Origin of the sequence: Rhodococcus sp. IEGM 1354, assembly GCF_030056855.1 — a bacterium.
Lineage (GTDB): Bacteria > Actinomycetota > Actinomycetes > Mycobacteriales > Mycobacteriaceae > Rhodococcoides.
The window spans coordinates 11,950-37,855 of record NZ_JASHKT010000015.1; the positions used below are offsets into that span (position 1 = coordinate 11,950).

The 25,906-nt window shown below is 65.2% G+C and carries 27 protein-coding genes and 1 tRNA gene; 12 read left to right on the forward strand and 16 right to left on the reverse strand.

Going from position 1 to position 25,906, the window contains the following annotated elements; genetic code table 11:
* Positions 1-468 (forward strand): hypothetical protein, encoded by a 468-nt coding sequence (locus QM588_RS22935; RefSeq protein ID WP_283316826.1) that lies wholly within the window; start codon positions 1-3, stop codon positions 466-468.
* Here QM588_RS22935 and QM588_RS22940 read toward each other — a convergent pair.
* Positions 449-877 carry a RidA family protein gene (locus tag QM588_RS22940; RefSeq protein ID WP_283316926.1) on the reverse strand — a complete coding sequence of 143 codons (429 nt, stop codon included), beginning with the start codon at positions 875-877 and terminating at the stop codon, positions 449-451. The two genes, QM588_RS22935 and QM588_RS22940, sit on opposite strands and share 20 nt — an antisense overlap.
* Positions 878-911: 34 nt before the next feature.
* Entirely contained in the window at positions 912-1,079 is a 168-nt protein-coding gene (locus QM588_RS22945; protein WP_072691993.1) for a DUF4177 domain-containing protein, read from the reverse strand.
* 105 nt (positions 1,080-1,184) lie between these two features.
* Here QM588_RS22945 and QM588_RS22950 point away from each other — a divergent pair, with 105 nt between their 5' ends.
* On the forward strand, positions 1,185-2,192 hold the full coding sequence (locus QM588_RS22950) for an ArsA-related P-loop ATPase (protein ID WP_027494499.1): 1,008 nt from the start codon (positions 1,185-1,187) through the stop codon (positions 2,190-2,192).
* Positions 2,189-3,319, forward strand: coding sequence for an ArsA family ATPase (locus tag QM588_RS22955; RefSeq protein WP_283316828.1), 1,131 nt, complete (start codon positions 2,189-2,191; stop codon positions 3,317-3,319). The genes QM588_RS22950 and QM588_RS22955 overlap by 4 nt, the downstream gene beginning before the upstream one ends.
* Before the next feature lie 21 nt (positions 3,320-3,340).
* Here QM588_RS22955 and QM588_RS22960 read toward each other — a convergent pair whose 3' ends face one another.
* Complete coding sequence (locus QM588_RS22960; RefSeq protein ID WP_008712729.1) at positions 3,341-3,664, reverse strand: WhiB family transcriptional regulator; 324 nt, start codon at positions 3,662-3,664, stop codon at positions 3,341-3,343.
* Between the two features lie 293 nt (positions 3,665-3,957).
* Between QM588_RS22960 and QM588_RS22965 the strand changes: the two genes are divergently transcribed.
* Positions 3,958-6,309: a penicillin-binding protein gene (locus tag QM588_RS22965; protein ID WP_283316929.1), complete on the forward strand. Its 2,352-nt coding sequence runs from the start codon at positions 3,958-3,960 to the stop codon at positions 6,307-6,309.
* Positions 6,310-6,375: 66 nt separating this feature from the next.
* Here the strand turns inward: QM588_RS22965 and QM588_RS22970 are convergent, their stop codons facing one another.
* The gene (locus QM588_RS22970) at positions 6,376-6,840 is read right to left on the reverse strand and encodes a GatB/YqeY domain-containing protein (RefSeq protein WP_027494503.1); all 465 of its coding nucleotides are present in this window, start codon (positions 6,838-6,840) and stop codon (positions 6,376-6,378) included.
* Positions 6,841-7,037: 197 nt separating this feature from the next.
* Between QM588_RS22970 and QM588_RS22975 the strand changes: the two genes are divergently transcribed.
* The 6 genes from QM588_RS22975 (at position 7,038) to QM588_RS23000 (ending at position 11,080) form a co-directional block, all read left to right on the forward strand.
* Complete coding sequence (locus QM588_RS22975) at positions 7,038-7,964, forward strand: metallophosphoesterase (RefSeq protein ID WP_283316931.1); 927 nt, start codon at positions 7,038-7,040, stop codon at positions 7,962-7,964.
* Between the two features lie 17 nt (positions 7,965-7,981).
* Positions 7,982-8,055, forward strand: a tRNA-Pro gene (locus QM588_RS22980).
* Between the two features lie 115 nt (positions 8,056-8,170).
* Positions 8,171-8,596, forward strand: a complete 426-nt coding sequence (locus tag QM588_RS22985) for an SRPBCC family protein (RefSeq protein ID WP_283316831.1) — start codon at positions 8,171-8,173, stop codon at positions 8,594-8,596.
* A gap of 86 nt (positions 8,597-8,682) precedes the next feature.
* The gene (locus QM588_RS22990; RefSeq protein ID WP_283316833.1) at positions 8,683-9,585 is read left to right on the forward strand and encodes an ABC transporter ATP-binding protein; all 903 of its coding nucleotides are present in this window, start codon (positions 8,683-8,685) and stop codon (positions 9,583-9,585) included.
* The gene (locus tag QM588_RS22995) at positions 9,582-10,328 is read left to right on the forward strand and encodes an ABC transporter permease (protein WP_283316835.1); all 747 of its coding nucleotides are present in this window, start codon (positions 9,582-9,584) and stop codon (positions 10,326-10,328) included. Before QM588_RS22990 ends, QM588_RS22995 begins: the two co-directional genes overlap by 4 nt.
* Complete coding sequence (locus QM588_RS23000) at positions 10,325-11,080, forward strand: ABC transporter permease (protein WP_283316837.1); 756 nt, start codon at positions 10,325-10,327, stop codon at positions 11,078-11,080. The genes QM588_RS22995 and QM588_RS23000 overlap by 4 nt, the downstream gene beginning before the upstream one ends.
* 50 nt (positions 11,081-11,130) lie before the next feature.
* On the opposite strand, the gene QM588_RS23005 is transcribed toward QM588_RS23000, so the two are convergent.
* The 10 genes from QM588_RS23005 to QM588_RS23050 all read right to left on the reverse strand — a co-directional run bounded on the left by QM588_RS23005 (position 11,131) and on the right by QM588_RS23050 (position 22,266).
* Positions 11,131-12,102, reverse strand: coding sequence for an LLM class F420-dependent oxidoreductase (locus QM588_RS23005; RefSeq protein ID WP_027494506.1), 972 nt, complete (start codon positions 12,100-12,102; stop codon positions 11,131-11,133).
* A gap of 9 nt (positions 12,103-12,111) precedes the next feature.
* Entirely contained in the window at positions 12,112-12,912 is an 801-nt protein-coding gene (locus QM588_RS23010; RefSeq protein ID WP_027494507.1) for an SDR family NAD(P)-dependent oxidoreductase, read from the reverse strand.
* A gap of 30 nt (positions 12,913-12,942) precedes the next feature.
* Entirely contained in the window at positions 12,943-14,742 is a 1,800-nt protein-coding gene (locus QM588_RS23015; protein WP_283316840.1) for a glycoside hydrolase family 15 protein, read from the reverse strand.
* The gene (locus tag QM588_RS23020; RefSeq protein ID WP_283316842.1) at positions 14,739-15,428 is read right to left on the reverse strand and encodes an HAD family hydrolase; all 690 of its coding nucleotides are present in this window, start codon (positions 15,426-15,428) and stop codon (positions 14,739-14,741) included. Before QM588_RS23020 ends, QM588_RS23015 begins: the two co-directional genes overlap by 4 nt.
* Positions 15,429-15,511: 83 nt before the next feature.
* The gene (locus QM588_RS23025) at positions 15,512-15,985 is read right to left on the reverse strand and encodes a Dps family protein (RefSeq protein WP_027494510.1); all 474 of its coding nucleotides are present in this window, start codon (positions 15,983-15,985) and stop codon (positions 15,512-15,514) included.
* A 140-nt stretch (positions 15,986-16,125) separates the two neighbouring features.
* The gene (locus QM588_RS23030; RefSeq protein ID WP_283316844.1) at positions 16,126-17,658 is read right to left on the reverse strand and encodes a catalase; all 1,533 of its coding nucleotides are present in this window, start codon (positions 17,656-17,658) and stop codon (positions 16,126-16,128) included.
* A gap of 174 nt (positions 17,659-17,832) precedes the next feature.
* Positions 17,833-18,468 (reverse strand): acetoacetate decarboxylase family protein, encoded by a 636-nt coding sequence (locus QM588_RS23035; protein WP_283316846.1) that lies wholly within the window; start codon positions 18,466-18,468, stop codon positions 17,833-17,835.
* Positions 18,468-20,159 carry a GMC oxidoreductase gene (locus QM588_RS23040; protein WP_032373786.1) on the reverse strand — a complete coding sequence of 564 codons (1,692 nt, stop codon included), beginning with the start codon at positions 20,157-20,159 and terminating at the stop codon, positions 18,468-18,470. The genes QM588_RS23035 and QM588_RS23040 overlap by 1 nt, the downstream gene beginning before the upstream one ends.
* Positions 20,156-21,664 carry a flavin-containing monooxygenase gene (locus tag QM588_RS23045; protein WP_283316847.1) on the reverse strand — a complete coding sequence of 503 codons (1,509 nt, stop codon included), beginning with the start codon at positions 21,662-21,664 and terminating at the stop codon, positions 20,156-20,158. The genes QM588_RS23040 and QM588_RS23045 overlap by 4 nt, the downstream gene beginning before the upstream one ends.
* Entirely contained in the window at positions 21,661-22,266 is a 606-nt protein-coding gene (locus QM588_RS23050) for a TetR/AcrR family transcriptional regulator (protein ID WP_371832586.1), read from the reverse strand. Before QM588_RS23050 ends, QM588_RS23045 begins: the two co-directional genes overlap by 4 nt.
* Positions 22,267-22,455: 189 nt before the next feature.
* Here QM588_RS23050 and QM588_RS23055 point away from each other — a divergent pair, with 189 nt between their 5' ends.
* Complete coding sequence (locus tag QM588_RS23055) at positions 22,456-22,734, forward strand: hypothetical protein (RefSeq protein WP_032400325.1); 279 nt, start codon at positions 22,456-22,458, stop codon at positions 22,732-22,734.
* A 41-nt stretch (positions 22,735-22,775) separates the two neighbouring features.
* Positions 22,776-23,663 carry a polysaccharide deacetylase family protein gene (locus QM588_RS23060; protein ID WP_032400326.1) on the forward strand — a complete coding sequence of 296 codons (888 nt, stop codon included), beginning with the start codon at positions 22,776-22,778 and terminating at the stop codon, positions 23,661-23,663.
* A gap of 27 nt (positions 23,664-23,690) precedes the next feature.
* Here QM588_RS23060 and QM588_RS23065 read toward each other — a convergent pair whose 3' ends face one another.
* Both QM588_RS23065 and QM588_RS23070 read right to left on the reverse strand, forming a co-directional pair.
* Positions 23,691-25,439, reverse strand: a complete 1,749-nt coding sequence (locus tag QM588_RS23065) for an HNH endonuclease signature motif containing protein (RefSeq protein ID WP_283316849.1) — start codon at positions 25,437-25,439, stop codon at positions 23,691-23,693.
* Between the two features lie 48 nt (positions 25,440-25,487).
* Positions 25,488-25,892, reverse strand: a complete 405-nt coding sequence (locus QM588_RS23070; protein ID WP_283316850.1) for a DUF6855 family protein — start codon at positions 25,890-25,892, stop codon at positions 25,488-25,490.
* Positions 25,893-25,906 lie beyond the last annotated feature (14 nt).

The window sequence follows — 25,906 nt, forward strand, 5'->3', positions numbered from 1 at the left end:
GTGACCACGATGGACGTCGAAGATGCGATGTTCCACTACACGTCGGCGCCGCATCGCTCGATGGACGAGTACACGGCGTTCGTCTTCGACTCGTTCCGAGACTGCAGATTCGCATCGACGATGCGGTGGGTCTGTTGGAGTACCCGCGTTGGATCAGGGACCCGACGCCGCGCCCGGCTCGACGCCCCTCGCACCGGTACGACCGAGCGTGTCACCGGCCATACCGTGGTGACCACCGTCGACCGACCCGGTCTGGACCTCGAGTTGGGGTCCAGCCGGGCAGCCCTGTGCGCGGGCGTCGCATCGCTGAGCCCAGGGTGCGTGAACGGAGACGTCGTCACCGTCTGTACGACGGCCTGTCCGACGACGATCCCCGATCACGCCGCGAATGCAGACCTGCTGCGTTCCGCGATCGACGAGACCTGCTCCGCCTTCCACGGCACGTCGACTACCGCAGTTCGACGATGAGCTCCACTTCCACCGACGCACCGAGCGGAAGTTCCGCGACGCCGACGGCAGAGCGGGCGTGCTTGCCCGCGTCACCGAAGATCTCACCGATGACGTTCGATGCTCCGTTGATCACCCCGGGCTGACCGGTGAACCCCGGCGCAGATGCGACGAAGCCAACAGCCTTGATCACGCGCGCGACCGAGTCGATCCCGACCAGCGCATGCACCGCGGCGAGCGCGTTCAACGCGCAGACCCGTGCGGCTACAGTGGCGTCCTCGGCCGAGACCTCGGCTCCGACTTTGCCCACGGAGGTCAGGTTTCCGTCCACGATCGGCAACTGACCGGAGGTGTGGACGAGCGAACCCACCTGTACGGCGGGTACGTACGCGGCCAGCGGCGGAACGACGTCGGGCAGCTCGATGCCCATCTCGGAGAGGCGTTCGCTCCAGTTCGCCACAGCGTCAGCCCTTCGGACGCTTGAAGTACGCGACCAGCGTGTCGCCGCCGTTCGGTCCCGCCATGATCGTCACGAGCTCCCAGCCCTCGGAGCCGTAGTTGTCGAGAATCTGCTTGGTGGCGTGAATCAGCACCGGTGCGGTGAAGTACTCCCAGATGATCTTTTCGCTCATGACTCGAAGCCTATCGCCCACCGGAGTACGAGGGGTGCGTCACTGCGATCGGGTGATTATCGGTTCTGTCGGACGACCGGCATCGCGTCTCTATATGGTCGAGGCGTGGGTACATCGAAGCAAGAGGGATGGCCGGCGAAGGCGGACGCCGCGCGGCTGCATTTCGTGTCCGGCAAGGGCGGTACCGGTAAGTCGACGGTCGCTGCCGCGCTGGCGTTGGCGCTGGCCGCAGGTGGCCGGCGAGTGTTGTTGGTGGAGGTCGAGGGCAGGCAGGGCATCGCGCAGCTGTTCGACGTGCCGCAGCTACCGCCGGTGGAGACCCGCGTCGCCTCGGCGGACGGCGGCGGCGAGGTCTACGCGCTGGCGATCGACATCGAGACCGCGTTCCTCGAGTATCTCGACATGTTCTACAACCTCGGTTTCGCGGGCCGCGCGATGCGCAAGATCGGTGCCATCGAGTTCGCGACGACCATCGCGCCGGGCCTGCGTGACGTACTGCTGACCGGCAAGGTCAAGGAGTGCGTGGTGCGGACCGACAAGAAGGGCAACCGCGCGTACGACGAGGTGGTCGTCGACTCGCCGCCCACCGGCCGCATCGGGAACTTCCTCGACGTCACCAAGGCCATGGCCGACCTGGCCAAAGGCGGGCCGGTCCGCTCGCAGAGCGAGGGCGTGGTGCGGTTGTTGCATTCGTCGGACACCGTCGTGCACCTGGTCACCCTGCTCGAAGCATTGCCGGTGCAGGAGACGGCAGATGCGGTACGCGAGCTCGAAGCAGCCGACCTCCGACTGGGCACGGTGATCGTCAACCGCACCGAGCCGACGTACCTGCCTGCCGACTCCCTCGAGCCCATCGCCGAGGGCGAGATCGACGCCGTCGCAATTCAGGAGGGTCTGGCCAAGACGGGAATCACGTTGTCCGAGGCCGATTTCGCCGGTCTACTGACCGAATCGATCGAGCACGCGTCGACGCTGTCCGCTCAGGTCGAGAGCGCAACACAACTCGACGAACTCGACGTCGCACGCATGACGCTGCCGATGTTGGCCGACGGCGTCGACCTCGGCGGCTTGTACGAGCTCGCCGCCACGCTCGCAGAACAGGGTGTCCGATGACTCGACCAGCAGCAACCGAACTCGACGTCGACCGCATCCTCACCGACCCCGCGTCACGAATCGTCGTGGTCTGCGGCGCAGGAGGCGTCGGGAAGACGACCACCGCAGCGGCGATGGCTCTGCGTGCCGCCGAACAGGGCAGGCGTGTTGTCGTGCTGACCATCGATCCGGCTCGCCGGCTGGCTCAGGCCCTCGGGCTCGGCGACCTCGACAACAGTCCGCAGCCCGTGAAATTGGGTGCCGACGCCAAGGGCGAACTGCACGCGATGATGCTGAACATGCGGCGCACGTTCGACGAGATGGTCATCGAACATTCGACGCCGGAAAAAGCGGCTCAGGTTCTGGCCAACCCGTTCTATCAGACTGTGGCGTCGTCCTTTTCGGGCACGCAGGAGTACATGGCGATGGAGAAGCTGGGGCAGCTGTCCCTCGACGCGTCGTGGGATCTGATCGTCGTGGACACTCCGCCGTCGCGCAACGCGTTGGACTTCCTCGACGCACCGCAACGGCTCGGGTCGTTTCTCGACGGTCGTTTCATCCGGCTGCTGACCGCTCCCGGACGAGGAATCACCCGCGTCGTCACCAGCGCGATGAGCCTGGCGATGCGCGGCGTCTCGACCGTCATCGGAAGCCAAATGCTTTCCGACGCTTCGGCTTTCGTGCAGTCACTGGATTCGATGTTCGGCGGTTTTCGCGAACGCGCTACGCGCACATACCAATTGCTCCGCGAGGACGGCACCAGTTTCCTCGTCGTCGCCGCTGCCGAGCCCGACGCGTTGCGCGAGGCCGCGTTCTTCGTCGAGCGACTCTCCGCCGAGGACATGCCGCTGGCCGGACTGGTGGTGAACCGGACGCATCCGACGTTGTCGTCGGTGCAGGCCGATCATGCGGCCACGGCCGCCGATCTGTTGGACCGGATCGACGACCCCGGTGCCGAACTGACTGCTGCGGTGCTGCGTATCCACGCTCAGCGCGCTGTGACCGCGGCGCGCGAGGTGCGGTTGCTCAAACGCTTCACCGGCGCGCACCCCCGCGTGCCCATCGTCGGTGTTCCGTCCCTGCCGTTCGAGGTCTCCGACCTCGCCGCACTACGCGCGGTGGCCGATCAGCTGACCCGCAGAGGCTGAATCGGCCGTACCGGCAGGCGGCTAGATCGCCGCCTGCTGCTGACGCTGGGTCTCGAAGAATTCGGACCAGGAGTCGACCTCGGGGTGCTGCTTGAGCAGTGCCCTGCGCTGACGCTCGGTCATGCCGCCCCACACACCGAACTCGACGCGATTGTCGAGCGCATCCGCACCGCACTGCATCAGAACCGGGCAGTGCCGGCAGATGGTCGCGGCCTTGCGCTGCGCTGCACCCCGGACGAACAGCTGGTCCGGATCCGTGCCCTTGCACCGAGCGTGTGACACCCAAGCGATACGTGCTTCGGCTTCCTCTACATCGAGTCGCGTCGGCGCGGTTGTCGTGTGCATGGCGGATCCCCTTTGCGTCTCGGTCGCCCTCACTGGGCGTCCTGGAGGCTCCGAGCAGTTTGTACCTCGATGTCGAAGCACAAATTCTAGGAGCTGCCCCACATTCATTATCAAGTGTTATGCGAATCACACTGTGCTCATAATTTAGGTAAACCCGGCCCCGAATGCAAGACGGTGAGGTCACATTTCTGGTACGGGCGTCCCGAGCAGGGGCGCAGCGCACAACGCATGCGGGGCACTGCCGATCCGAACGAGGCACACGTACGCTGTGCTCTGTGTCAGTTGGAAAAACCGTGGCGAAGCTCGCCGGATGTTCAGCACTCGCCGGTGCATTGCTCGCCGGCGTGATGTTCCCCTTGGCCGGTGGGTTCGGGTTCGCGTCCAACCGCGCCGCCGATACCGTCGACAACGTCTCGGCCGAGTTGGTCGAGGGTGCCGTACCTGCTGTTTCGACGATGACCGACGTCAACGGCAACCCGATCGCGTGGCTGTACGAGCAGCGCCGCTTCGAGGTACCGAGCGACAAGATCTCCAACGAGATGAAGCTGGCCATCGTCTCCATCGAGGACCGGCGCTTCGCGGAGCACCAGGGCGTCGACTGGCAGGGCACGCTGCGCGCGTTCCTGACCAACACCACGAGCGGCCAGGTCCAGCAGGGTGCATCGACCATCGACCAGCAGTACGTGAAGAACTACCAGCTGCTGGTCGTGGCGAAGACCGACGCCGAGCGACGCGCCGCCATCGAGACGACGCCCGCCCGCAAGATCCGTGAGATCCGGATGGCGTTGACGCTCGACAAGGAACTGACCAAGGACGAGATCCTCACCCGCTACCTCAACCTGGTGCCGTTCGGTAATGCCTCCTTCGGCATCCAGGACGCGGCTCAGACATACTTCGGCATCGATGCCAGCCAGCTCAGCGCCGTCCAGGCCGCGATGCTCGCCGGCATGGTCCAGTCCAGCTCGGCCCTCAACCCGTACACCAACGAGGAGGGTGTGATCGAGCGCAGGAACACCGTGCTCGACACGATGATCCAGAACCTCCCCGAGCGTGCGGCCGAGCTCACCGCACTCAAAGCCGAGCCCCTCGGCGTGCTGCCGGTCCCCCAGACCCTGCCCCGCGGCTGTATCGCGGCAGGAGACCGAGGATTCTTCTGCGACTACGCGTTGCAGTACCTCGCTCAGGCCGGAATCAGCCAGGAGCAGATCGACAAGGGCGGGTACCTCATCCGCACGACGCTCGACCCCGCGGTGCAGAACTCCACCAAGGCCGCCCTGGTCAGCAACACCAGCCCCTCGCTCGACGGCGTGGCGACGGTGATGAACGTCGTCGCCCCGGGCCAGGACCAGCACCGCGTCCTGGCGATGGGCAGCAGCCGCACCTACGGCCTCAACGCCGACGCCGACGAGACCGTGCAGCCGCAACCACACTCCCTCGTGGGCAACGGAGCCGGCTCCATCTTCAAGATCTTCACCACGGCCGCCGCCATGGAACGCGGACTGGGCACCAACGCAACGCTGCAGGTCCCCAAGCGCGTGGAGGTCAAGGGCGTCGGCGACGGTGGTGCCCGTAACTGCCCGGCCTCCACCTACTGCGTGGAGAACGCGGGCAACTACCCACCCGCGCTGTCCATCACCGACGCGCTGGCTCAGTCTCCCAACACGGCTTTCGTCAAACTGATCGAGTCCGTCGGCGTCACGCCGACGGTCGACATGGCCGTTCGCCTCGGCCTCCGCTCGTACAACGACCCGGGTTCCTCGGGTGCCGAGCAGTCGATGGCCGATTTCCAGAAGAGTCAGAACCTCGGCTCGTTCACCCTCGGACCCACGTGGGTGAACCCGCTGGAGCTGTCCAACGTGGCTGCCACGTTGGCTTCGGGCGGCAAGTGGTGCCCGCCCACCCCGATCGACTCGATCTTCGACCGCGACGGCAAGCCCGTTCCTGTCGCTCACCAGGCCTGTGAGCAGGTCGTCGAACCCGGTCTGGCGAACACCCTCGCCAACGCGATGAGCAAGGACGACCAGGCAGGTGGCACGTCTGCTTCCGCCGCTGCCTCGGCCGGCTGGAACCTGCCGATGTCCGGTAAGACCGGCACCACCGAGTCGAACCGGTCCTCGGGCTTCCTCGGGTTCACCAACAACTACGCCGCCGCCGTGTACACCTACGGCGACTCACCGACGCCTAGCGAGATCTGCTCGTTCCCGTTGCGGCCCTGCGGTTCGGGAAACCTGTACGGCGGTAACGAACCCGCGAGAACCTGGTTCGACGCCATGAGCCCGATCGCCACCAACTACGGGCCCGTCCAACTTCCACCGGTCGATCAGAAGTACGTCCGCGGCTCGGCCAACGGACAGGTACCCGACGTCACCGGCCAGAGCCAGTCGTCCGCGACGTCCACGCTGCAGGGTGCGGGCTTCCAGGTGACAGCGGTGACGACGGCCGATCAGGCTGCGCGCGGGACCGTGGTGTCGACGTCACCGTCGGGCAGCGCGGTTCCCGGATCGAACATCACGATCTATGTCAGTGACGGATCGGTTCGCCCGGCACCGGCTCCGGCCCCTGCCCTGCCGCCGGGTATCCAGATACCGGACCTGCCGCCGGGTATCCAGATACCGGCGATCCCCGGGCTCACCGCTCCTCGCTAGTGCCTGCGGCAGTGGTGTGGTTACGGCCCTCCTGGGGCACATAACCGCACCACTGCGCGGAGCGCACTACAGGCGGTCCTTGACGGCCTTCGACAGGCGGGATCCATCGGCCTTGCCTGCGGCGAGGCCCGACGCGATCTTCATGACCTGACCCATCTGCTTCATGGCCGGTCGCTCGCCCAATTCTTCGGCAACCTGGGCGATCGCGGTGTCGACGATGGTGGCCAGTTCCTCGTCCGTCAGCGGAGTGGGCAGGTACTCGTTGATGATCTGCGCCTCGGCGTGCTCGTTGGCGGCAAGTTCACCGCGGCCGTTCTGGGTGTAGATCTCGGCCGATTCGCCGCGCTTCTTCGATTCCTTCGCCAGCACCTTCAGGACGTCGTCGTCGGTCAGTTCGTGGGCCTCCTTGCCGGAGACCTCCTCGGTCTGAATGGCGGCGAGGATCATGCGCAGCGTTGCCAGCCGGAGCTTGTCCTTCGCTTTCATCGCTGTGGTCAGGTCGGTTCGGATACGGGCCTTGAGTTCGGACATGGCAGAAACGCTACGCGGCCCAGCGGTCGGCTCGCGCGTCCATATCGGCTTGCTGCCGTATCGTGGACTGGGTGGCCGTTCACTTCAGTTCCTCGTTACTGCCAACCTCGACGCAACTGCGCAACGCCTCCACGCAACTGCGCTCCGTTGCCGAGCACACGCGCGACGTCGTCAGAGCGGCACCGCTCAAGAGTTCGGTGATCGGGACGGCGGGTGCTGCGGCCTTGGGCATCGGCTACGCCACCCTCGTCGAGCGCAACGCGTTCACGCTCCGTGAGACGTCGATGGCGGTGCTCGAGCCCGGCTCCGCAACGCTGCGCGTACTGCACATCAGCGACCTGCACATGATGCCGGGCCAGCGGATGAAGCAGAACTGGCTCCGCGAGCTGGACCGCCTCGAACCCGACCTCGTGGTCAACACCGGCGACAATTTGTCTCACCAACGCGCCGTTCCCAGCGTCGTGCAGGCCCTCGGGCCCCTCTTGTCGCGGCCCGGGCTGTTCGTGTTCGGCAGCAACGACTACTTCGCGCCCAAGCCGAAGAACCCCTTCAAGTACTTCGACAAGAACCACAAGCGCACGACGGGCGAGTCGCTGCCGTGGCGTGACCTGCGGGCTGCGTTCTCCGAACGCGGTTGGCTCGACGTGACGCATGTCCGCCGCGAACTCGAGGTCGCCGGAGTCCGGATCGCATCGGCGGGCGTCGACGATCCGCACCTGAAGCGCGATCGCTACGACACCATCGCTGGCCAGCCGAACCCGTTGGCAGATTTGCGCCTCGGCATCACGCACTCCCCCGAGCCCCGGGTGTTGGACAAGTTCGCACAGGACGGTTACGACCTCGTCCTCGCCGGGCACACCCACGGCGGCCAGCTGTGCCTGCCGTTCTACGGTGCGCTGGTGACGAACTGCGAGATCGATCGCTCTCGGGTCAAGGGTCCGTCCAAGTGGGGCGCGCACACGCAGCTCCACGTGTCTGCCGGTCTCGGGACGTCGCCGTACGCGCCTGCCCGCTTCTGCTGCCGCCCCGAAGCAACCCTGATCACGCTCACTCCTGCCCCCAGAAAGGGCCCGAAGGACGCCTCCGACGAGGGCGTTTCGCGTTCTGAGGCAGTCGTGAGTTAGACTTCTGCAGCGGTACACGGGGTGTGGCGCAGCTTGGTAGCGCGCTTCGTTCGGGACGAAGAGGTCGTGGGTTCGAATCCCGCCACCCCGACAGTTGGATGACGATCAGGACCCGCTCGATTCACTCGAGCGGGTCCTTTTCCGTTGTCGGGTCGGCGTACTGTGAATCGTCCTTGCTCGGAACCAGCGAACGGATCTCACGCCCCATGCCGACCCCCACCCGCGTTCATGTCACCCATCGGTTCGCTTCGTCTCCCGACGTCGTCTTCGCGGCGCTGTCCGAACACGAGAACCTCGGTCCGTTGTTCCTGGCCACGATCCGCCGTGTGCGCGACGGAGACACCGCACGCAACGGCGTCGGATCGGTTCGTAGCCTGAAGCTGGGGCCACTCCCCGCGTTCGAGGAGACCACCACCGTCTCCGAGCCGAACACCCTCATCGAGTACCGCATCACCAAAGGTGGCCCGCTACGCGGTCATTGGGGTGTGCAGAAGCTGACACCCACCTCTGACGGCGGCACCGAACTCGACTACACAATTGGATTCGACGCCCCGATCCCCGGACTCGCCGCGATCGTCGGCAAGGCACTGACGTCGAGCATCTCGAAGAACCTGTCGCGCCTGGCTCCGTAGCAGTACGTGCGGCGTCATCCTCGAGTATGACGATCTCGATACTCTCGTGCGACGACTCTCCGTGATCGACGCGCCAGAGTCGAGGCATGGACATCGTCAGAACTCACAGACTCGGCAAACGCTACGACACGCATGCCGTCGTCGACGACGTGAACCTTCGCATTCCCGAGGGCTGCGTCTACGGCTTTCTCGGTCCGAACGGATCCGGAAAGTCGACGACCATGAAGATGCTGCTGTCCCTGATCCGACCGACCTCCGGTGAGGTGGAGATCCTGGGCAGGCCGATGAATCATGGCACCCGCCGCGAAGTGCTCTCCCACATCGGATCACTCATCGAATCCCCACCCGGATACGGTCATCTCACGGGTGCGGAGAACCTCCGTATCGTGCAACGCTCGCTCGGATTGCCCGCCGAGCAGATCGAACGCGCAGTGGCGACCGTCCGCCTGCAGGAACATCTCGACAAGAAGGTGAAGAACTACTCACTGGGGATGAAGCAGCGCCTGGGTATCGCGATGGCGCTCGCGCGCGAACCACGACTTCTGATTCTGGACGAGCCCACCAACGGATTGGACCCGGCCGGTATCGAGGAGATCCGCGGCCTGCTCCGTCATCTCGCCGAACACGGTGTGACGGTGATGGTCTCGAGCCATTTGCTCGGCGAGATCGACAAGACGGCGAACATGCTCGGAATCCTGAGCCAGGGCCGCCTGATTTTCCAAGGCACCCGCGACGAGCTGTTCGCCGCCTCCACTCCGGACGTACTCATCGACGCGACCGATCCCCAACGCGCGAATTCGGTTCTGCAACAGAAGCTCCCGGTTCAGGTCGAAGACCACACGTTGAGGCTCTCCGGCATCGACGATCGAGGTACCGCACAGGTGGTGGCAGAACTCGTCGGTGCCAACGTAGGCGTCTTCGGCGTTCGGCGCGACGATCAATCGCTCGAAGACGTATTCATGAATCTGACGAAGGGCGGCCGATTGTGACTGCGGTACGCAACGAATTCGCCAAACTCAGGCACCTGCACATCGGCGCGATCGCCGCAGTGTTGGTCGCCGCGATCGTCGGGTTGACCTTCGTCGGCGCTCTCACCGCGGCGACGTCGAACGATTCGACCGCGGTCTCCTGGGCACTGCCACTGGCCGGTCTGTCCCTTGCCGTCCCCATCGCGTCGCCGCTGCTGATCGCAGTGATAGCCAGCCGCACAGTGGAAGTCGAGCACCAGTCCAACGGCTGGCTGCTGAACCAGACCACTGGAGCCGACCGCGGAGCACTCGTCCGCGCGAAGCTCGTCTCCACGGGCTTCGTTGTCGGCGGCGCGACGGTGGCCGCCAGTGCTGCAGGTGTATTTCTGGGGACCGCCATCGGAGTGACCCAACCGTTGCCTGCCGGCCTGTGGTTGGGCTTCACGGCGGCGACGGTGACTGCCAACCTCGTGATACTCGGTCTGCACCTGCTGATCTCAGCGCGAGTGGACAACCAACTGGTCGCGCTGGGAATCGGCATCGTGGGTACCGTCATTGCGATCTGCGCCTCCGGATTCCCCTCCTGGGCAGCACACCTGACGCCGTGGGGGTATTACTCCTTGGCGTCTGCCGCCGACTACCGAGGCGAGCAGGTGGTGACGCTGAACCCGTCCTACGCCAGCATCGTCGCGCTCGGAGTTGTCGGGGCAGTGTTGTTCTGGCTCATGACCGTTCGACTCGATCGACAGGAGGTACGAGCATGAACGAGTTTTCGGCCGAAATGATCAAGCTCAGGCGCTCGCAGGCATGGGCGGTCGTCGTTCTCCTCCCGCTGATCATCGCAGGGGTCGGAACGTTCAACACGATCGCGTCCGGCGCAGAGTTGGCAGAGGGGTGGCGCACCTTGTGGTTGCGCACAGTCGTGTTCTACGGCCTGTTCCCACTCGCACTCGGCGTTGCCGTACTGGCCTCGCTGGCGTGGCAATCCGAACACCGAGGAGGAAACTGGAATGCCCTGATGAGTGGGCCGGTTCCGTCGTTGCGCATCGTGATCGCCAAGACCGCTGTGGTGGCAACGCTGACCGCGGCGATGAACATCGTCATGCTGGCAGCCGTCGTCGCTGTCGGCAAAGCGGTCTTCTCGCTCGACGGCATGATCCCGTCCGAGCTCTTCGCGACCGGTGCACTCGTCGTGGTGGGGTCGCTCCCGGTGGCGGCTCTGCAATCCGGTCTGTCGATGGCGATCAGGTCGTTTGCGGTGCCGATTGCCATCGCTGTCGTCGGTGCCGGTATCTCGGTAGTCCTCCTCACCGCCGAAGTGACCGGGGCACTCTTCGTGTTGCCCTATGCCCTGGCAACTCGTGCAACCCAACTGGCGTCGGGGACCTTCGGTGATTCGGGTTCGCTGACCACCGGAGCCGCACTGTCGATCGTCACGGCCACGGCACTGCTCACTGTCGCAGTTGTAGCACTGACCGGTAGGGCGCTCGACCGCAAGGACATTCACGTTCGGTGACAGCGCAAGACCCCGATCGACGGTCTCGATCGGGGTCTCGTGGCTTGTGCTCAGCTGGACGCAGCGCGCAGCTTCTCCAACAGCGGGCCTGCAGCCTCGGCGAGGAAACGCTCCTGGGTCTCGTCGCCCACCTGCACGAGGGCGATGTCGGTGTAACCGGCCTCCCAATAGGGCTTCACGGCCTCGACGATGGCGTCCAGGTCCGGTCCGCACGGAATCGTATCGGCCACATCCTCTTTCCGCACGAACTTGGTGGCTCCTGCGAACCCGGCGGTCGTCGGCAGATCGGCGTTGACGGCCCAGCCACCGGCGAACCAGCGGAATCGGTCGTGTGCGCGATCGATGGCGGCGTCCTTGTCCGGATCCCACGAAATGGGGATTTGGCCGATGGAGCGGGCCGGGCCCTCGTGGTTGTCGGACCACGCCTTGACGAGGTCGGCGTCCGGCTCAGTGGCGATGAGGTGATCGCCGTACTCGGCGAACCGCGCCACTGCCTTCTCACCGCCGGCGGCGATACCGATCGGGACCCCACCCTCGGGTAGGTCCCAGATCCGAGCCGAGTCGACGCGAAAATGCTTGCCCTCGTACGTGACCAGGCCACCGGCGTGCAGTGCGCGGATGATCTCGAGTGCCTCGACGAACATGTCCTGTCGCTTGTCGATGGACGGCCAACCCTCGCCCACGACGTGCTCGTTGAGGTTCTCGCCGCTACCGAGGCCAAGGGTGAAACGTCCGTCGGCCAAAATCTGCAACGTCGCGGCCTTCTGGGCGACGACGGCCGGGTGGTACCGGATGATCGGGCACGTCACGTACGTCATGAGCTCGACGCGCTCGGTGGCCTGCGCGACAGCACCCAAAGTGGTCCAGGCGTAGGGAGAGTGGCCCATGGACGAGAGCCACGGCGAGTAGTGGTCACTGCTGACCTCGAAGTCGAAGCCGACCTTCTCGGCTCCGACGGCGTACTTCACCAGCTCTTTGGGGCCGCTCTGCTCGGTCATCAACGTGTATCCGAAATTGGTCATGCTGTTCTCCTAAATTGTTGCGACGGAACCGGCGTCGACTCGGTAGTTGGATCCGTTGACGAACGACGCGCGGTCCGAGCACAGGAACGTGATCACCGAGGCCACTTCCTCGGGTTCGCCGCGGCGTCCCAGTTCCATGTACGGACGCTCCTCGTCGAGGAAACTCTCGATGGCGCCGTCTCTGTCGGTGCCCTTCTCCTCGGCTCGTTTGTCCATCATCGCGTCGGTCATCGGGGTGTGGATGAATGCGGGTGAGACCGCGTTGACAAGTAGGCCCTCGGACGCGTAACTGCGCGAAAGCCCCTTGGCCAGAGCCAGAACCCCGGCTTTGGCCGAGCAGTACGGCAATTCGTCGTCGTACGGCTGTACGGCGTCCTCGGACGTCAACAGCACGATGCGTCCCCAGCCACCGCGCCGGAGCGCGGGGAGAAACGCGCGCAGTAGGCGGACCGGGCCCATGAGGTCGATGTCGAGGGTGGAGCGCCACCCTTCCTCGTCGATCTCGTGGAACAGCCCCTGGGCACCGGTGACACCTGAGGACTGCACCAGAATGTCGATGTCGCCCACGGCCTGCTGCGTGCGCACTGCCAGGTTCTCGACGGCCTCGGTATCGGTCACGTCCGCGGCGAACGCGAACAGTTGCCCTTCCGCGGCACCGAGTTTCGCGGCGGCCTCGTCGAGCGAACTCTGGTCCTTGTCGCTGACGACCACACGGACACCCTCGGCCAGCAGCAGCTTCGCAGTGTGCCACCCGATGCCGGAGTCGGCTCCGGTGACCAGTGCGGCTCTACCGTCGATTCCCAAATCCATTCGATCCCACTTTGCGCTAGAGGTCGGTTGTCAGGCAGTGGCGTCGTGCGAGCGCGCGATGGTCAGCGCTGCATTCACCAGGGCCAGGTGGCTCAAGCCCTGCGGGAAATTACCCAGAAACGACCCATCCGAAGCATCGATCATTTCGCTGTACAGTCCGACGTCGTTGGACATCTCCACCAGCTGGTCCATCAGGGCTGTGGCCTCGTCGTCTCGGCCGACGCACGACAGCGCCGACACTCGCCAGAACGCGCAGGCCACGAACGTGACCTCTTCCTCGGACACGCCGCTGTAGCGGTACATCAGCGGCCCGGCACCGAGCTCGTCGCCGAGCGCATCGATAGTAGACGAAATACGTTCTCCACGATCGAAATTCATCTCGGCCGCCAACAGCACCGACGCGTCGAGCCCATCGGCACCCGGGTACGCGAGGTAGGCCTGCCGCTCCTCGGACCAGCACTCGGTTTCGATGTACCGCCGTATGCACTCCTTTTCGGCCTTCCACCGATCCGGTATGCCCGGGATCTCACCGGCTTCGGCCAGGTGCACCGCGCAGTCCAGCGCCTGCCAGCACCCGAGCTTGGAGCTCGTGTAGTGCTGCTCCACCTCGAGCTCCCAGATACCGGCATCCTTGCGCTGCCACGAATCGCAGGCCTCGTCCGCGATGGTCGCGAGCAGCCGACCGGTCTGTGCGTCGAGGATGTTCCCCGCGTCCACGTACTGCCGGATGATGGAGAACAGGTCTCCGAAGATCATCAGCTGGAGTTGGTCCGCTGCGGCGTTACCGTTCACCACCGGCCCGATGCCTCGCCAGCCGGGTACGTCGGGCTGCTCCGTCCCGCCGGGCAATTCGCCGCCGAGCGTGTAGAACACGTTCACCAAGGGATCGTTGGATCGGATGACTTTCAGCAGCCAGGCGACCGCCGCATGGATTTCCTCCCGCAGCCCGAAACGCTGCAAGGCGCGAATCGTGTACGCGGCGTCGCGAACCCAGGCATAGCGGTAGTCCCAGTTCTTTCCACCGGTGCGATTCTCGGGCAATGACGTGGTTGCTGCCGCAGCGATAGCTCCGGATGGACTGTGCAGCAGCAGTTTCAGCGCCAACGCGCTGCGAGCGACGTGCTCCGCCCACGGGCCCTCGTACGAGAACTCGTCCGACCAGACACGCCAATTGTCGATGGTCCGGTCGATGCCCTCGTCGAGGTGCTGCGGATCGGGCAGCGGTAGCGGTTCGTTCTCGGTTCCGACCACACCGATGACGTGCCGAGAACCCGAGTGGGTGGTGAAGACGCCACTGATGTCGCGATCCGCGAGCTGCACGTCCTCGATCCCCAGAGTCCGCACTGCCAGGGTCAATCCGTCGACGCGCAGAACGGTTCCGTGCTCGGTGTCGTACGCCCACGGCGACGCGATACCGAGCATGGTCCCCGGTGCGACCGACCAGGTCATGTCCACCGTTCCGTCGAGTCCGTCGATGCGACGCGCCAACTCCACCCACGGCAATCGCCCGGCCACGCCGGTGTTGAGGGAATCGGTAATCCGAACGGTGCCAGCATCGGTCCGAAACGTGGTACTCAAAACGTTTGTGCCGGGCACGAATTCACGCTCGACGGTGAACTCGTCTCTGGGCGTGAGTTCGATGTAACCACCGTGCGGAGCGTCGAGCAGCGAAGCGAACGGCGGTGGTGAATCGAGATTCGGTACCGGGAACCAATCGATGCGGCCGTCGTCGGCGATCATGGCGACGGTTCGACCGTCACCGATCGCGCCGTAACTTTCGATGGGGACGTACCCGTCGACCCTCGGACAAGGCTTTCGGAAGTTGCTCAAGCACTTGCCTCGTCGTCGAAGATGGGGCTATCGGCGAGGTGCTCGAGCAGGTCGGCCGGGTCGTCGAACACTGCCACAGCACCCGCGTCGAGCAACTCTGCGCGGGAGATCCCACCGCTCAGCACGCCGACGGCCCGCACTCCTGCTCGACCGGCGGATTCGATGTCCCACACGCTGTCTCCCACCATGATGGCGTTGTCTGCGTCGACGCCGGCGCGCTCGAGCGCAACACCGATGATGTCGGGCTCCGGCTTCGCCACCTCGGCGTCCTCGCCGGACGTCACCACCGCCACCGAATCCTCGATCTCGAGCAGATCACGCAACGTCGACAGCTCGGACTCCGGAGCGGACGTCGCGAGCACCACGGTGACATCGCGAGTACTCAGCTCTGCCAACAGCTCCCGCGCACCCGGCAGAATTTCCAGGGTCTTCGACGCCGCCGCGTAGTACTCCCCGTGCAGGGTCTTCGCTTCCTGCGCGAGCGCGCTGTCGGACGAACCGACCAACGCCTCCAACAACTTCGACCCGTCCATCCCGATGCTGCGATGAATGCGCCACGACGACACCTCGTAACCGGCGTCGCGGAATGCACGGGACCACGCGTCGACGTGGACGTAATTGGAATCGACGAGTGTGCCGTCGATATCGAACAACACCGCGTCGACCTTCGGAGCACTTTGTGACATGGGCCGGGGAATACCCGTGGGCTCTACACGCAAACAAAACGGGCCCCTCACCACCGGTGAGGGGCCCGCATCGAATTCAGGGCTCAGCTGGCCTGGGCCTGCCACATCCAATGCAACTGCTCGAGCCGAGCAGTGATGGCGATGAGCAGGTCCTGCGTCACCGGGTCGGCTTCTGCGGTATCGGCGACGCGTCCACGCAGACGGTCGACGACGGCAGCGATGTTGTCGACGATGGCCGGCACCACTTCACTGTCCTGCGTCCACCCGGCACCGAATCCCTTGGTTCCGGCCGTCGAGGAGACGGTGGCTGCCCGACCGTCCGGGCTGACCCCGATGGCGGTGGCGCGCTCGGCCGCCTGATCGGTGAATTCCCGTGCAGCAGTGACCAGTTCGTCGAGCTCGAGGTGCACGGACCGGAAATTCTTACCGATCACGTTCCAGTGCGCCTGCTTCGCGATGAGCGAGAGGTCGATTAGATCGACCACGGTTCCCTGCAGAGCGTCGCCCGCGATCTTCTGCTGACCTGCGTCGAGGGTGCTGGTGATGGGGTTCGTCATGATGTGGCCTCCCTGCCGTTGTACGACGGTGTGCATCGCACGCCATTATTGTGCTTCCGTCTGTATTGCACAACGGCGGCACCGTGCCGGTTGTTCCGGGATCGGCGTCGTTGTGACGCCGATCCCAGAGCGGCTACGGGTCAGACCTTGGCGGCTTCGTCGGCAGGATCGTCGATCGCGCCTGCACCTGTGGTCGGGGCAGTCTCGTTCTGCTGCGAACGAACACCTTCCTCGACCTTCTTGCCGAGATCGGGGTCGACGTTGGTCCAGTACTCGAACACTCGGCTCAGGACGGGCTCGCTGACGCCGTTGAGGACGTGACCCACGATGTTGCCGACCAGACGTTCACGCTGCGCGTCGTCCATCGTCTCGCGGACCAGGTTGCCGGCCTGGACGAAGTCGCCGTCCTCCGGATGCTCGATGTACCCGGTGCGGACGAAACGAGGCTCGAAGTCCCACGCTCCGTCGTCGCCGTACTTGTTCGTGTCTGCCGATGGGCCGCCGAACGAGTTGGGGGCGTAGACGGGCGTCTCCGGGGAGTTGAACGAGTACCGCATGTTGCCGTCCTTGGAGTACGAGTTGACCTCGGACTTCGGGGCGTTGACCGGCAGCTGCGCGTAGTTCGCACCGATGCGGTACCGGTGCGCGTCGGCGTAGGAGAAGACACGGCCGAGCAGCATCTTGTCGGGGCTGAAGCCGATGCCGGGCACGGTGTTGGACGGCTCGAACGAACTCTGCTCGATCTGGGCGAAGAAGTTCTCCGGGTTGCGGTTCAAGGTCATCTTGCCGACCTCGATCAGCGGGTAGTCCTTCTGCGACCAGACCTTCGTGAGGTCGAACGGGTTGTACTTGTAGTTCTCGGCATCGTCGTACGGCATGAGCTGCACCTTGAGAGTCCAGCTGGGGAAGTCGCCGTTCTTGATGGATCCGAAGAGGTCCTGGCGGTGGTGGTCGGGGGACGTACCGGCGACCTCGTCGGCCTTGTCCTGCGTCAGGAAGTCGATACCCTGATCGGTCTTGAAGTGGAACTTCACCCAGGTCTTCGTGCCGTCCTCGGCGATGAGCTGGTATGTATGCGAGCCGAATCCGTCCATGTGGCGGAACGACTTCGGGATGCCGCGGTCACCCATCAACCAGGTCACCTGGTGTGCCGACTCGGGCGAGAGGGTCCAGAAGTCCCACTGCATGTTGTTGTCACGGAGACCGGAATCGGGCATACGCTTCTGGCTACGGATGAAGTCCTGGAACTTGATCGGGTCCTTGACGAAAAAGATCGGCGTGTTGTTGCCGACCAGGTCCCAGTTGCCTTCGTCGGTGTAGAACTTCAGCGAGAAGCCGCGAGGATCGCGCCAAGTATCGGGGCTGCCCTGCTCGCCGGCGACGGTCGAGAAGCGCGCCAGCATCTCGGTCTTGGCACCGGGCTGCAGCACCTTGGCCTTGGTGTACTTGCTGATGTCGCCGGTGATCTCGAGCTCACCGAATGCTCCTGCGCCCTTGGCGTGCACGACGCGCTCCGGGACCCGCTCGCGGTTGAACTGCGCCATCTTCTCGATCAGGTAGTGATCGTGCAGCAGGATCGGGCCCTGCGCGCCGGCGGTGAGCGACTGGTCGTCGCTGGCGACGGGGATTCCCGAATTGCTGGTGGTGGGCTTGCTGGTGGTCGGCTTGGTCATACGAAGCCTCCTGATGGCTGTGTCGAGTCCGAGAGGGCTGTCCCGGACGGAAACTATGCGGCCGAGGGCGCGGCCGGGTTCTCGTTGGGGATGCCCGTACTCACGCGGCATAAACCCTCGAGCTCGACCACCAGCATGCCATCAATCTGTACTAAGTCAAGAAAAGGATCGGCCTCAGGGCACCAGCCGCGCCTCGCCCGTCCGCATCGAACCCGACACGATCTGCAACCCGAAATACGTGCCCGACGGCAACCAGCGATCGAGCGTCGGCCCTCCAGCGTCCACCTGCACCCTGGCCAACCTGGCTTTTCCCTTCAAACTCGCGACGCCGAGAGCCGATCCGCCGGTCACCGGTTGCGCGAACCCGATCGAACCGCGCATCGGAAATGCCGGACCGAACCCACGGGAGTCGGTCCGTACCGACCACTCCCCTCCACTGACCCCCGCCTTGTTCAGCACGTCGCCGTCGAACTCGGCCAGCACCTTGGGCAGATGCCAGTTGGTTCGACCGCCGTGCACCGACGTCGCGGAATCGACCGCGATGAACGGCACCGACATCCGCGGAATCTTCCCGACGTCCCGACGTAGCACCGGGCTCGCCAGTATCTCGCGGTAGGGGCCGACGGGTGACGTCATGTAGTCGACGACCATGCACATCGTGATCGGCAGCGTCTTCGCACCGGCAGGCGCGAAATCGGACGACCGGGCTCGGTGCCACCAGATCGTGGCCCGGACATTCGCGGGCCACGGCGCGGCGGGGCTGACCGGCCAGTCGGTGCGCTCCGTCTCCGACTCGACGACACTCCACATCAGGAATCCCTCCCCACGACGGTCAGCGGCAGGCGCAGCGCGCCCGGCGCTGTCACCGGCACCACGGGGTTCGACGGCTGCACCGGTGCCACCTCGACATAACCCGAGCCGACAGCAGGCCTGCGGTCCGGCTCACCCTTGTTGGGCCACAACGCCATTGCCCGCTCGGCTTGCGCGGTGATGGTCAGAGACGGATTGACGCCGAGGTTGGCGCTCACGGCAGACCCGTCGAGCACATGCAGGCCCTCGTAGCCGTACACCCGCTGATAGCCGTCGATCACGCCGGTATTCGGTGAATCGCCGATGGCGCAGCCGCCGAGGAAGTGCGCGGTCATCGGGATGTTGACTATCTCCGCGATCGACCCGCCCGGGTCGCCGCCGATCTTGTCGGCGAGCAACCTGATGGCCGTGTGCCCCTGCGGAATCCACTGCGGCGGCGGATCGCCCGCCCCGGGCCGACTCGTCAGACGACGCCCGAACGGCCCCTTCTTCGAGCCCAGCTCGAGAGAGTTGTCGTCGGTCTGCATCACCAGAGCGATGACGGTGCGTTCGGACCACCGATGGACCGACAGGCTGCGGGCCGCCGCGCCGGGGTGACGCAGCGCCACTCCCAGCGTCTTGAGAATCCGCGGCACCTTGCCGCCGCCGTCGCTGAGAACGGTCTGCAACAGGCCGATCGCGTTGCTGCCCTTGCCGTATCGCACCGGTTCGATGTGCGTGTGATCGTCCGGGTGGAACGACGACGTGATCGCCACTCCCTCGTGGTAGTCCACCTCGCGTCCGCGCGCCGTTGCGGCCAGCACGGCCTCGGAGTTGGTACGTACCAACGAACCGATCTTGTTCGACAGCCGCGGCAACGAACCCTTCTCCTTGGCGGCGAGCATGAGCTTCTGTGTTCCGTAGGTGCCCGCCGAGAAGACCACCTGATCGGCGGTGATCGTCTTCTCCTTGCGCCGCAGCTTGCCCCCGGTCCTGCGCGTCACGACGTCGTAGCCGCTGCCGTTCGGGCGGACGTCCACGACGGTCGTCAGCGGAAGTATGTGCGCACCTGCACGTTCGGCCAGGTAGAGGTAATTCTTGACGAGGGTGTTCTTCGCGCCGACGCGGCAACCCGTCATGCACGAACCACACTCGGTGCACCCGGTCCGCTCGGGGCCGGCACCACCGAAGAACGGGTCGGGTGCAGTCTTGCCACGGTCACCGAAGTACACGCCGACCGGAGTCGAGGTGAACGTGTCGCCCACGCCCATGTCCTCGGCGACCTCCTTCATGACCTTGTCCGAGGCGGTGATCGTCGGGTTGGTCTCGACACCGAGCATCCGACGAGCCTGGTCGTAATACGGATTCAGCTCACGCTTCCAGTCCGTGATGGCGCCCCACTGCGGATCCTCGAAGAACTTCGTCGGTGGCTGATACAGCGTGTTGGCGTAATTGAGCGAGCCTCCGCCGACGCCTGCACCCGCCATCACCAGCACGTCGGGCAACAGGTGGATACGTTGGACGCCGTAGCAGCCGAGCGCCGGAGCCCACAGGTACTTGCGCAAACGCCAACTGGTCTTGGGCAATTCGTGATCGGCGAACCGTCGGCCGGATTCCAGCACCGCCACCCGGTAGCCCTTCTCCACGGCCCGCAGCGCGGCGACGCTGCCGCCGAAACCGGAGCCGATGATCAGTACGTCGTAGTCGCTCATGCGGAAACCGCCTTCTTGTCTGATTCACGGGTGTCGGAGACGAGTCGATAATTCGAGGTGTCGAACGTTCGCGTCTTGTTGCGGAACCGGAATGTGTACGTGGGCCACATCGTCGAGTTACGTCCGTTGGCGTCGAGGTACCAACTCGAGCAACCGCCGGCATTCCAGACGGTGCCGTCGAGAGACGAGTCGACCCACGAGTTATGCTGCTGCTGAGCGGATTCGGACACCTCGACGGCAGTTGCCCGATGGTCCCGCATCTCACTGAGCGCCGAGACGACGTAATTGGCCTGCGATTCGAGCATGTAGACGATCGAACTGTGCCCGAGGTTGGTGTTGGGGCCGTACATCAGGAAGAGGTTCGGGAAGCCGGCGACGGTGGTACCCAGGTGCGCCTGCGGGCTACCGCCCCAGTGCTGCGCGAGAGTCCGGCCGTCGCTGCCGTGCAACAGATGTGACACCGGCGGTTCGGTGGGGGTGAACCCCGTCGCGAAGATGATGGTGTCCACCTCGTGGTTGCGACCCGATGCGTCGACGACGCCGTTCTCGGTCACCGACGTGAGGCCCGATGTCACCAGGTCGACGTCGGGTCGGTCCAGTGTTCGCAGCCAATCGTTGGACAGCAGAAGACGTTTGCAGCCGGGTGCGTAGTCGGGGGTCAGAGCCGCCCGCTTCGTCGGGTTCTTGACCTGACGCTTCAGGTTCGCTTTGGCGAACACCTTCACCGCGGGCAGCATCCACGGGTTGTCGGCCAGCACGGTCACGTACGCCTCGCGGTACCCGTAGATGATGCCGCGAACCGCGCGGTGGGCCGCGGGAACCTTCTCGTACAGAGCCCGCTCGACCCGGCCGATGGTGCGGTCCAGACGCGGGATGACCCACGCCGGTGTGCGCTGAAAGACGGTGAGCCGCTGAGCTTTGTCCACTATCTCTGGCACGAACTGCACCGCCGACGCACCGGTGCCGATCACGGCGACGCGCTCTCCGGTCAGATCGTGCTCGTGGTTCCACGTCGCGGAGTGGAACACAGTTCCCTGGAATGTGTCGATGCCCGGGACGTCCGGGATCTTGGGCGTCGACAGTGCGCCGGTCGCCGCTACGAGAACTCTGGCGCTCGTCGCACCCTGGGAGGTCTGCACGGTCCACCGCTGGTCCGTGTCGCTCCAATCGGCCGACAGGAGTTCACAATCGGTGACGATGCGGTCCCGCAGGTTCAGGCGGTCGACTACGGAGCGGAGGTAGTCGAACAGCTCCGGTTGGCGCGCGAAGGTGTGGCTCCACTTGGGGCTCGGCGCGAACGAGAACGAGTACAGCGACGTCGGGACATCGCACGCACACCCGGGGTAGGTGTTGTCCCGCCACGTGCCGCCCACCTCCGACGCTCGCTCGATGACGGTCACGTCGGCACTCGGATCGGCGGCGATGATCTTCGCCACCGCGGCGAGGCCGGCGAAACCGGCCCCGACGACGAGCACGTCCAGTTGTTGGGGCAGTGCAGAATTCACGAGTCCATCACCTTTTCGGACCAGACAGGGAGGAGCCGTCCGCGCAGCTGCGCGTCGGCTTCGGGGGTACGGAACAGAGCAGAGACAGCGAGCCCGCGTGCCAGCTCGACGCTGAGCTCGATGGACTCCGTGGACATGCGGCTACCCATGACGATCTGAGCGCCGCTCTGAATCGCCTCGGCGACGCGTCGTTCGAGCGGAACCATTGCCTCGTGCAGAGCCGGATCGGTACGGGCCGCGACCCACAGCTCGAGTGCGGCATAGAACAGCGGGCCCGAGAACGCGTCGACGAGGATCTCCGGTCCGCGTTCCGGGTCGGGCTCGGCTTCCAGAATCTCGGAGAGGCGGCGGTCCACGAGATGCTCGACGGCAGCGGTCACCAACGTCTCCTTGGTCGGGAAGTGGTGCAGCTGCGCTCCGCGGGACACACCGGCACGCCGCGCGATCTCCTGCGTGCTGGTCTTCGCGAAACCCAACTCGACGAGGCACTCGATGGCTGCATCGAGCAACTTCGCGCGAGTCCCCGCGGTGCGTTCCGCCTGCGTGCGGCGCGGGGTCGGTGCGCCGTCGCTGAGCTCTGTGTCGGTAGTCACACTTTGCACAGTAGCGTCAAAACAACAAACAGTCCAGCCTGACTTTAAGTTTTGTCACAACCCCGCTCATCCGCCTTCGAGACCGCCGACAGGCGTTTGCTCAGCCCGACCGCCGACCGTCGCACCACCCTGTCGCGCCGTCGTGGGCACACTGGCCTTCGCGCGCAGAAAGCGCGTTGTTCGACGGAAAGGATCAACATGACGAGCCATTCGGTACGTCCCGAGGACGTACTTCCCGACGGAGCCGAGAGAGCCACGTTCGACGGTCACCCGATACGGAAAGGCACGGTGGCGGCGTTCATCGCGAATGCGCAAGCGCTCCGCGACGTGGAACCTGGAACCGCGGCCCACGACGAACTGATCGCGACGCTGAAAGAGCTGGCACCGCAGCTGGCAGCCATCGGAGTGTTCGAGGTGTTCGAGCCACGGGACCCGCAGATCGCCCACCTGGTGGACGCCGCGACTCAGACCGACTGACCGACAGTTTGTGCCGACTCGCCGCGGGCAATACCCCGGCCATGGCTCTCCCCTCGCACGGCCGCTTCGAGTACTCCCCCATCGTCGATCGGCCTCAGTTCGAGTGGCCGGGCGGGGCGCGGCTCGCGGTGTACGTCGCGGTCAACTGCGAGCACTTTCCGTACGACGACGGGCAGCCCGGGTTGGGTTACACACCCGCGATGGACCAGCCCAACACGTACAACTGGGGCTGGCGTGAATACGGCAATCGCGTCGGTGGCTTCCGGATCGCAGAGACACTGCAGCAGTCCGGGATTCGGCCGACATTGCTGGTCAACACCGAGGTGTACGAGCACGCCCCGCAGCTGACTGCGGCGTTCCGAGCCCTCGACGCCGAGGTCGTCGCGCACGGCCGAACGAACGCGGTGCAACCGAACGATCAAGATGAAGACACCGAACGCCGCTCCATCGAGGATGTCACCGCCACGATCGAACGACACGAGGGAACACCGCCCCGAGGATGGATGAGCCCCGGCGCGAATCCGAGCCGCGTCACCGAGGACCTCCTCGCGGAGCGCGGTTACCAGTACACCTTGGACTGGCCCGTCGACGACCAACCGGTGTGGCTACAAACCCGCGGCGGCCCGCTGCTCAGCGTCCCGTATCCGCACGAGATCAACGATCTGCCGATGTTCGTCCATCACCATCAGACCGCAGAAGCGTTCGAGCACAACATCATCGGCAGCTTCGACGAACTGAAGGAGAACTCGGCGAGGCAACCGGTGGTGCTCGCCGTCTCCGTGCACACCTTCCTGACGGGTCAGCCCTACCGGCTGCGACGGTTCCGCGCAGCGCTGCAGCACCTGACCGACAACAGCGACGGCGTCTGGTTCACCACCCCCGGCGACATCGCGGCGCATTACCGCACGGTTGCACCTCCCGTCCGATAGATCGGCAGGATCACAACCGACCTGGAGTCAGGCGGCTCGCTGTTTTCGTCGGTGGTAGCTCGGGAGGGGGTGCTGTCTGGGGTCGACGGATTCGGGTGGGATGGCGTAGGGGTGTCCGTCGTCGCCCATGATCAGTTGCCAGTCGCCGTGGTGGACGAGGCGGTGGCATTCTCCGCAGACCAGCGCAAGGTTGATCAGGTCGGTGTGGCCGCCGTGTTCCCAGAATTCGATGTGGTGGGCTTGGCACCACTGGGCTGGGCGGCCGCACATGACGCAGCAGGTGTCGCGGATGGTCAGGGCGATGCGTTGGTCGTCGCTGGCGAGTCTGGTGGTTCGTCCGAGCGCGAGTGGTACGCCGTGGTCGTCGACGATGACGGGGGCCAAGTCGGCGTCGCAGGTGACCAGCTCGGCGAGGGATCGACTGATCGGGCCGGTCCAGTCGAAATGGAACGGCCAGTCAGCGTCACCCGGCTCGGGCACAGACTTCTGCCCGGCGTGACTGCCACCGCCACGACCGGCCGCGGCATCGCCGCGAGGACCAGCGTCGTCCGGGGCGGACGCAGACTCCTGCCCGGCACGGCCGACATCGCCACCGTCACCACCGGACGCTGCTGCGCCGCGAGCAGCCATACTCCCTGGGTTGGGGGCAGTCCCATGCCCGGCGCTACTGCCACCGACACCATCACGACTGGATGCCGCATCGCCGTGAGCAGCGATATCCCCTCGAGCAGATCCATCCGGACGCGAGGCGTTGCTATCGCTGCCGCTCGAGGAACCATTCGAGACCGAACCCTTGTCACCCGAATCCGTTGCACCGCTATCTGATTGCTTGTCACCGCCGTGGGCGAGCAAGTCCCGCAGGGGAACGATCAGGTGCACCGACGCCCGCGACCCGCCCGCCGACCCGCGGGTGCCGCCGCGGAGGTGCCGGTCGAGGATCTGATCTAGTGCATCTGCCCGGCGCTTCGACGGGCTACGTGGATCGCGTTCACCGCCGGGACCGGGTCGCGGTGCCGTCAACGGCGACAGAGCGGTGAGAAGCTTCTCGGCGAGGAGTCGGTCGATGTTGCCGCCGACCTGGAAGCGGCCGTTGGCCAGAGCATGCAGGTCGAATCGGTTCAGGTCCGGGTTCTCCGACACCGGTCGCGGTGCGGGTGTCGGCGGAACAGGCTCGGGCGCAGGTGGTTTCGGATCGGGAGGCGTGCCGTTAGTGGTCGCTGTATCGTCTTTCCGCCGCTCCTGATCGTGGCGTTCCTGTTCCTGCTGTTCCTGCTCTCGGCGTTGTTTCTCGGCTTTCGCGTGTCGTGCTCGGGCGTCGTCGGCGGCAGCATGCGCCAAAGCCTGCGCGTGGGAGGTCACTTGGCCGGCGGTGTTGCGCATCGCGGTGTCGAGCAATTCGGCGACTATTCCGTCGCGCCGGTCCTGATTCAACGTCGGGTCGGCCACCAGCACGACGTCGTATCCCTCGGCGATGGCGGCGGCATGCGCGGCATGGATCCGGCCGTCGGCGAGGGCGTCGAGCACGGTGGGGTGATCGAACAGCCAGTACCCCAGTGCGTTCTGGCGGGCGGCTGACCCGTCGGTGATCCGAACCGACTTCGCGTACCAGCGGGTGACGGACGAGTGCCCGAGTTTCATTGCCAAGCCGCGGCGGTCGATCTCGGCGAGCAACGTCAATCTGGTTGCGGCGAGGGAATTTTCAAGTGAAGCCACGTCGGCGAGCTCGGAGACCAACTCCTGGTCCCCGAGCCCGAACACATCCCCCCATGTCTTCACACCACGAAAGCTATACCCACCCACCGACAGACTTTTTCGACGAGCCCCTTACAACGCACGCACGCTGTTGTTGCGCGCATTGTGGGTCAGCTCGGCCAGGCCGAGCTCTTCGAGTAGCGGCGGCAAGTACATTCCGAAGCGGCCGCGGTATCCGTTCCTGAGTCCGTACCAACCGCCGACCGGATTGTCGGGCGAACGCCCCCACGCTTCGACCGTGTCCGGCGCAGCCGGCTTCTTTTCGTCCGCAGCACCGAGCAATACCCAGTCGGCGCGTTCGGTGAGCCAACCGTGCAGGTCTTCGATTGCCTCGATGCGGTATCGCAAGGTCGTCGACCCCACCTGGCACACGAGGGCAGGTGGCTCGTGGTCGGGATCGCGGTGCATGGTGTACGCCGAGGTGCCGGGGGCGGTGGTGAGAGCCCAGGGGTCGGATCTGGTTCCGCTGCTGGTCATGGGCGGTGTCCGTT

What these genes read in the sequence shown, in the direction of transcription:
- QM588_RS23000 (WP_283316837.1), top strand. Translation starts at nt 10,325, where the DNA reads ATGAACGAGTTTTCGGCCGAAATGATCAAGCTCAGGCGCTCGCAGGCA.
- QM588_RS23010 (WP_027494507.1), bottom strand. Translation starts at nt 12,912, where the DNA reads ATGGATTTGGGAATCGACGGTAGAGCCGCACTGGTCACCGGAGCCGAC.
- QM588_RS23020 (WP_283316842.1), bottom strand. Translation starts at nt 15,428, where the DNA reads ATGTCACAAAGTGCTCCGAAGGTCGACGCGGTGTTGTTCGATATCGAC.
- QM588_RS22990 (WP_283316833.1), top strand. Translation starts at nt 8,683, where the DNA reads ATGGACATCGTCAGAACTCACAGACTCGGCAAACGCTACGACACGCAT.
- QM588_RS23040 (WP_032373786.1), bottom strand. Translation starts at nt 20,159, where the DNA reads ATGAGCGACTACGACGTACTGATCATCGGCTCCGGTTTCGGCGGCAGC.
- QM588_RS22970 (WP_027494503.1), bottom strand. Translation starts at nt 6,840, where the DNA reads ATGTCCGAACTCAAGGCCCGTATCCGAACCGACCTGACCACAGCGATG.
- QM588_RS22945 (WP_072691993.1), bottom strand. Translation starts at nt 1,079, where the DNA reads ATGAGCGAAAAGATCATCTGGGAGTACTTCACCGCACCGGTGCTGATT.
- QM588_RS23005 (WP_027494506.1), bottom strand. Translation starts at nt 12,102, where the DNA reads ATGACCAATTTCGGATACACGTTGATGACCGAGCAGAGCGGCCCCAAA.
- QM588_RS23030 (WP_283316844.1), bottom strand. Translation starts at nt 17,658, where the DNA reads ATGACCAAGCCGACCACCAGCAAGCCCACCACCAGCAATTCGGGAATC.
- QM588_RS23055 (WP_032400325.1), top strand. Translation starts at nt 22,456, where the DNA reads ATGACGAGCCATTCGGTACGTCCCGAGGACGTACTTCCCGACGGAGCC.
- QM588_RS22960 (WP_008712729.1), bottom strand. Translation starts at nt 3,664, where the DNA reads ATGCACACGACAACCGCGCCGACGCGACTCGATGTAGAGGAAGCCGAA.
- QM588_RS23060 (WP_032400326.1), top strand. Translation starts at nt 22,776, where the DNA reads ATGGCTCTCCCCTCGCACGGCCGCTTCGAGTACTCCCCCATCGTCGAT.
- QM588_RS22940 (WP_283316926.1), bottom strand. Translation starts at nt 877, where the DNA reads ATGGGCATCGAGCTGCCCGACGTCGTTCCGCCGCTGGCCGCGTACGTA.
- QM588_RS23035 (WP_283316846.1), bottom strand. Translation starts at nt 18,468, where the DNA reads ATGTGGAGTGTCGTCGAGTCGGAGACGGAGCGCACCGACTGGCCGGTC.
- QM588_RS22985 (WP_283316831.1), top strand. Translation starts at nt 8,171, where the DNA reads ATGCCGACCCCCACCCGCGTTCATGTCACCCATCGGTTCGCTTCGTCT.
- QM588_RS23025 (WP_027494510.1), bottom strand. Translation starts at nt 15,985, where the DNA reads ATGACGAACCCCATCACCAGCACCCTCGACGCAGGTCAGCAGAAGATC.
- QM588_RS23070 (WP_283316850.1), bottom strand. Translation starts at nt 25,892, where the DNA reads ATGACCAGCAGCGGAACCAGATCCGACCCCTGGGCTCTCACCACCGCC.
- QM588_RS22955 (WP_283316828.1), top strand. Translation starts at nt 2,189, where the DNA reads ATGACTCGACCAGCAGCAACCGAACTCGACGTCGACCGCATCCTCACC.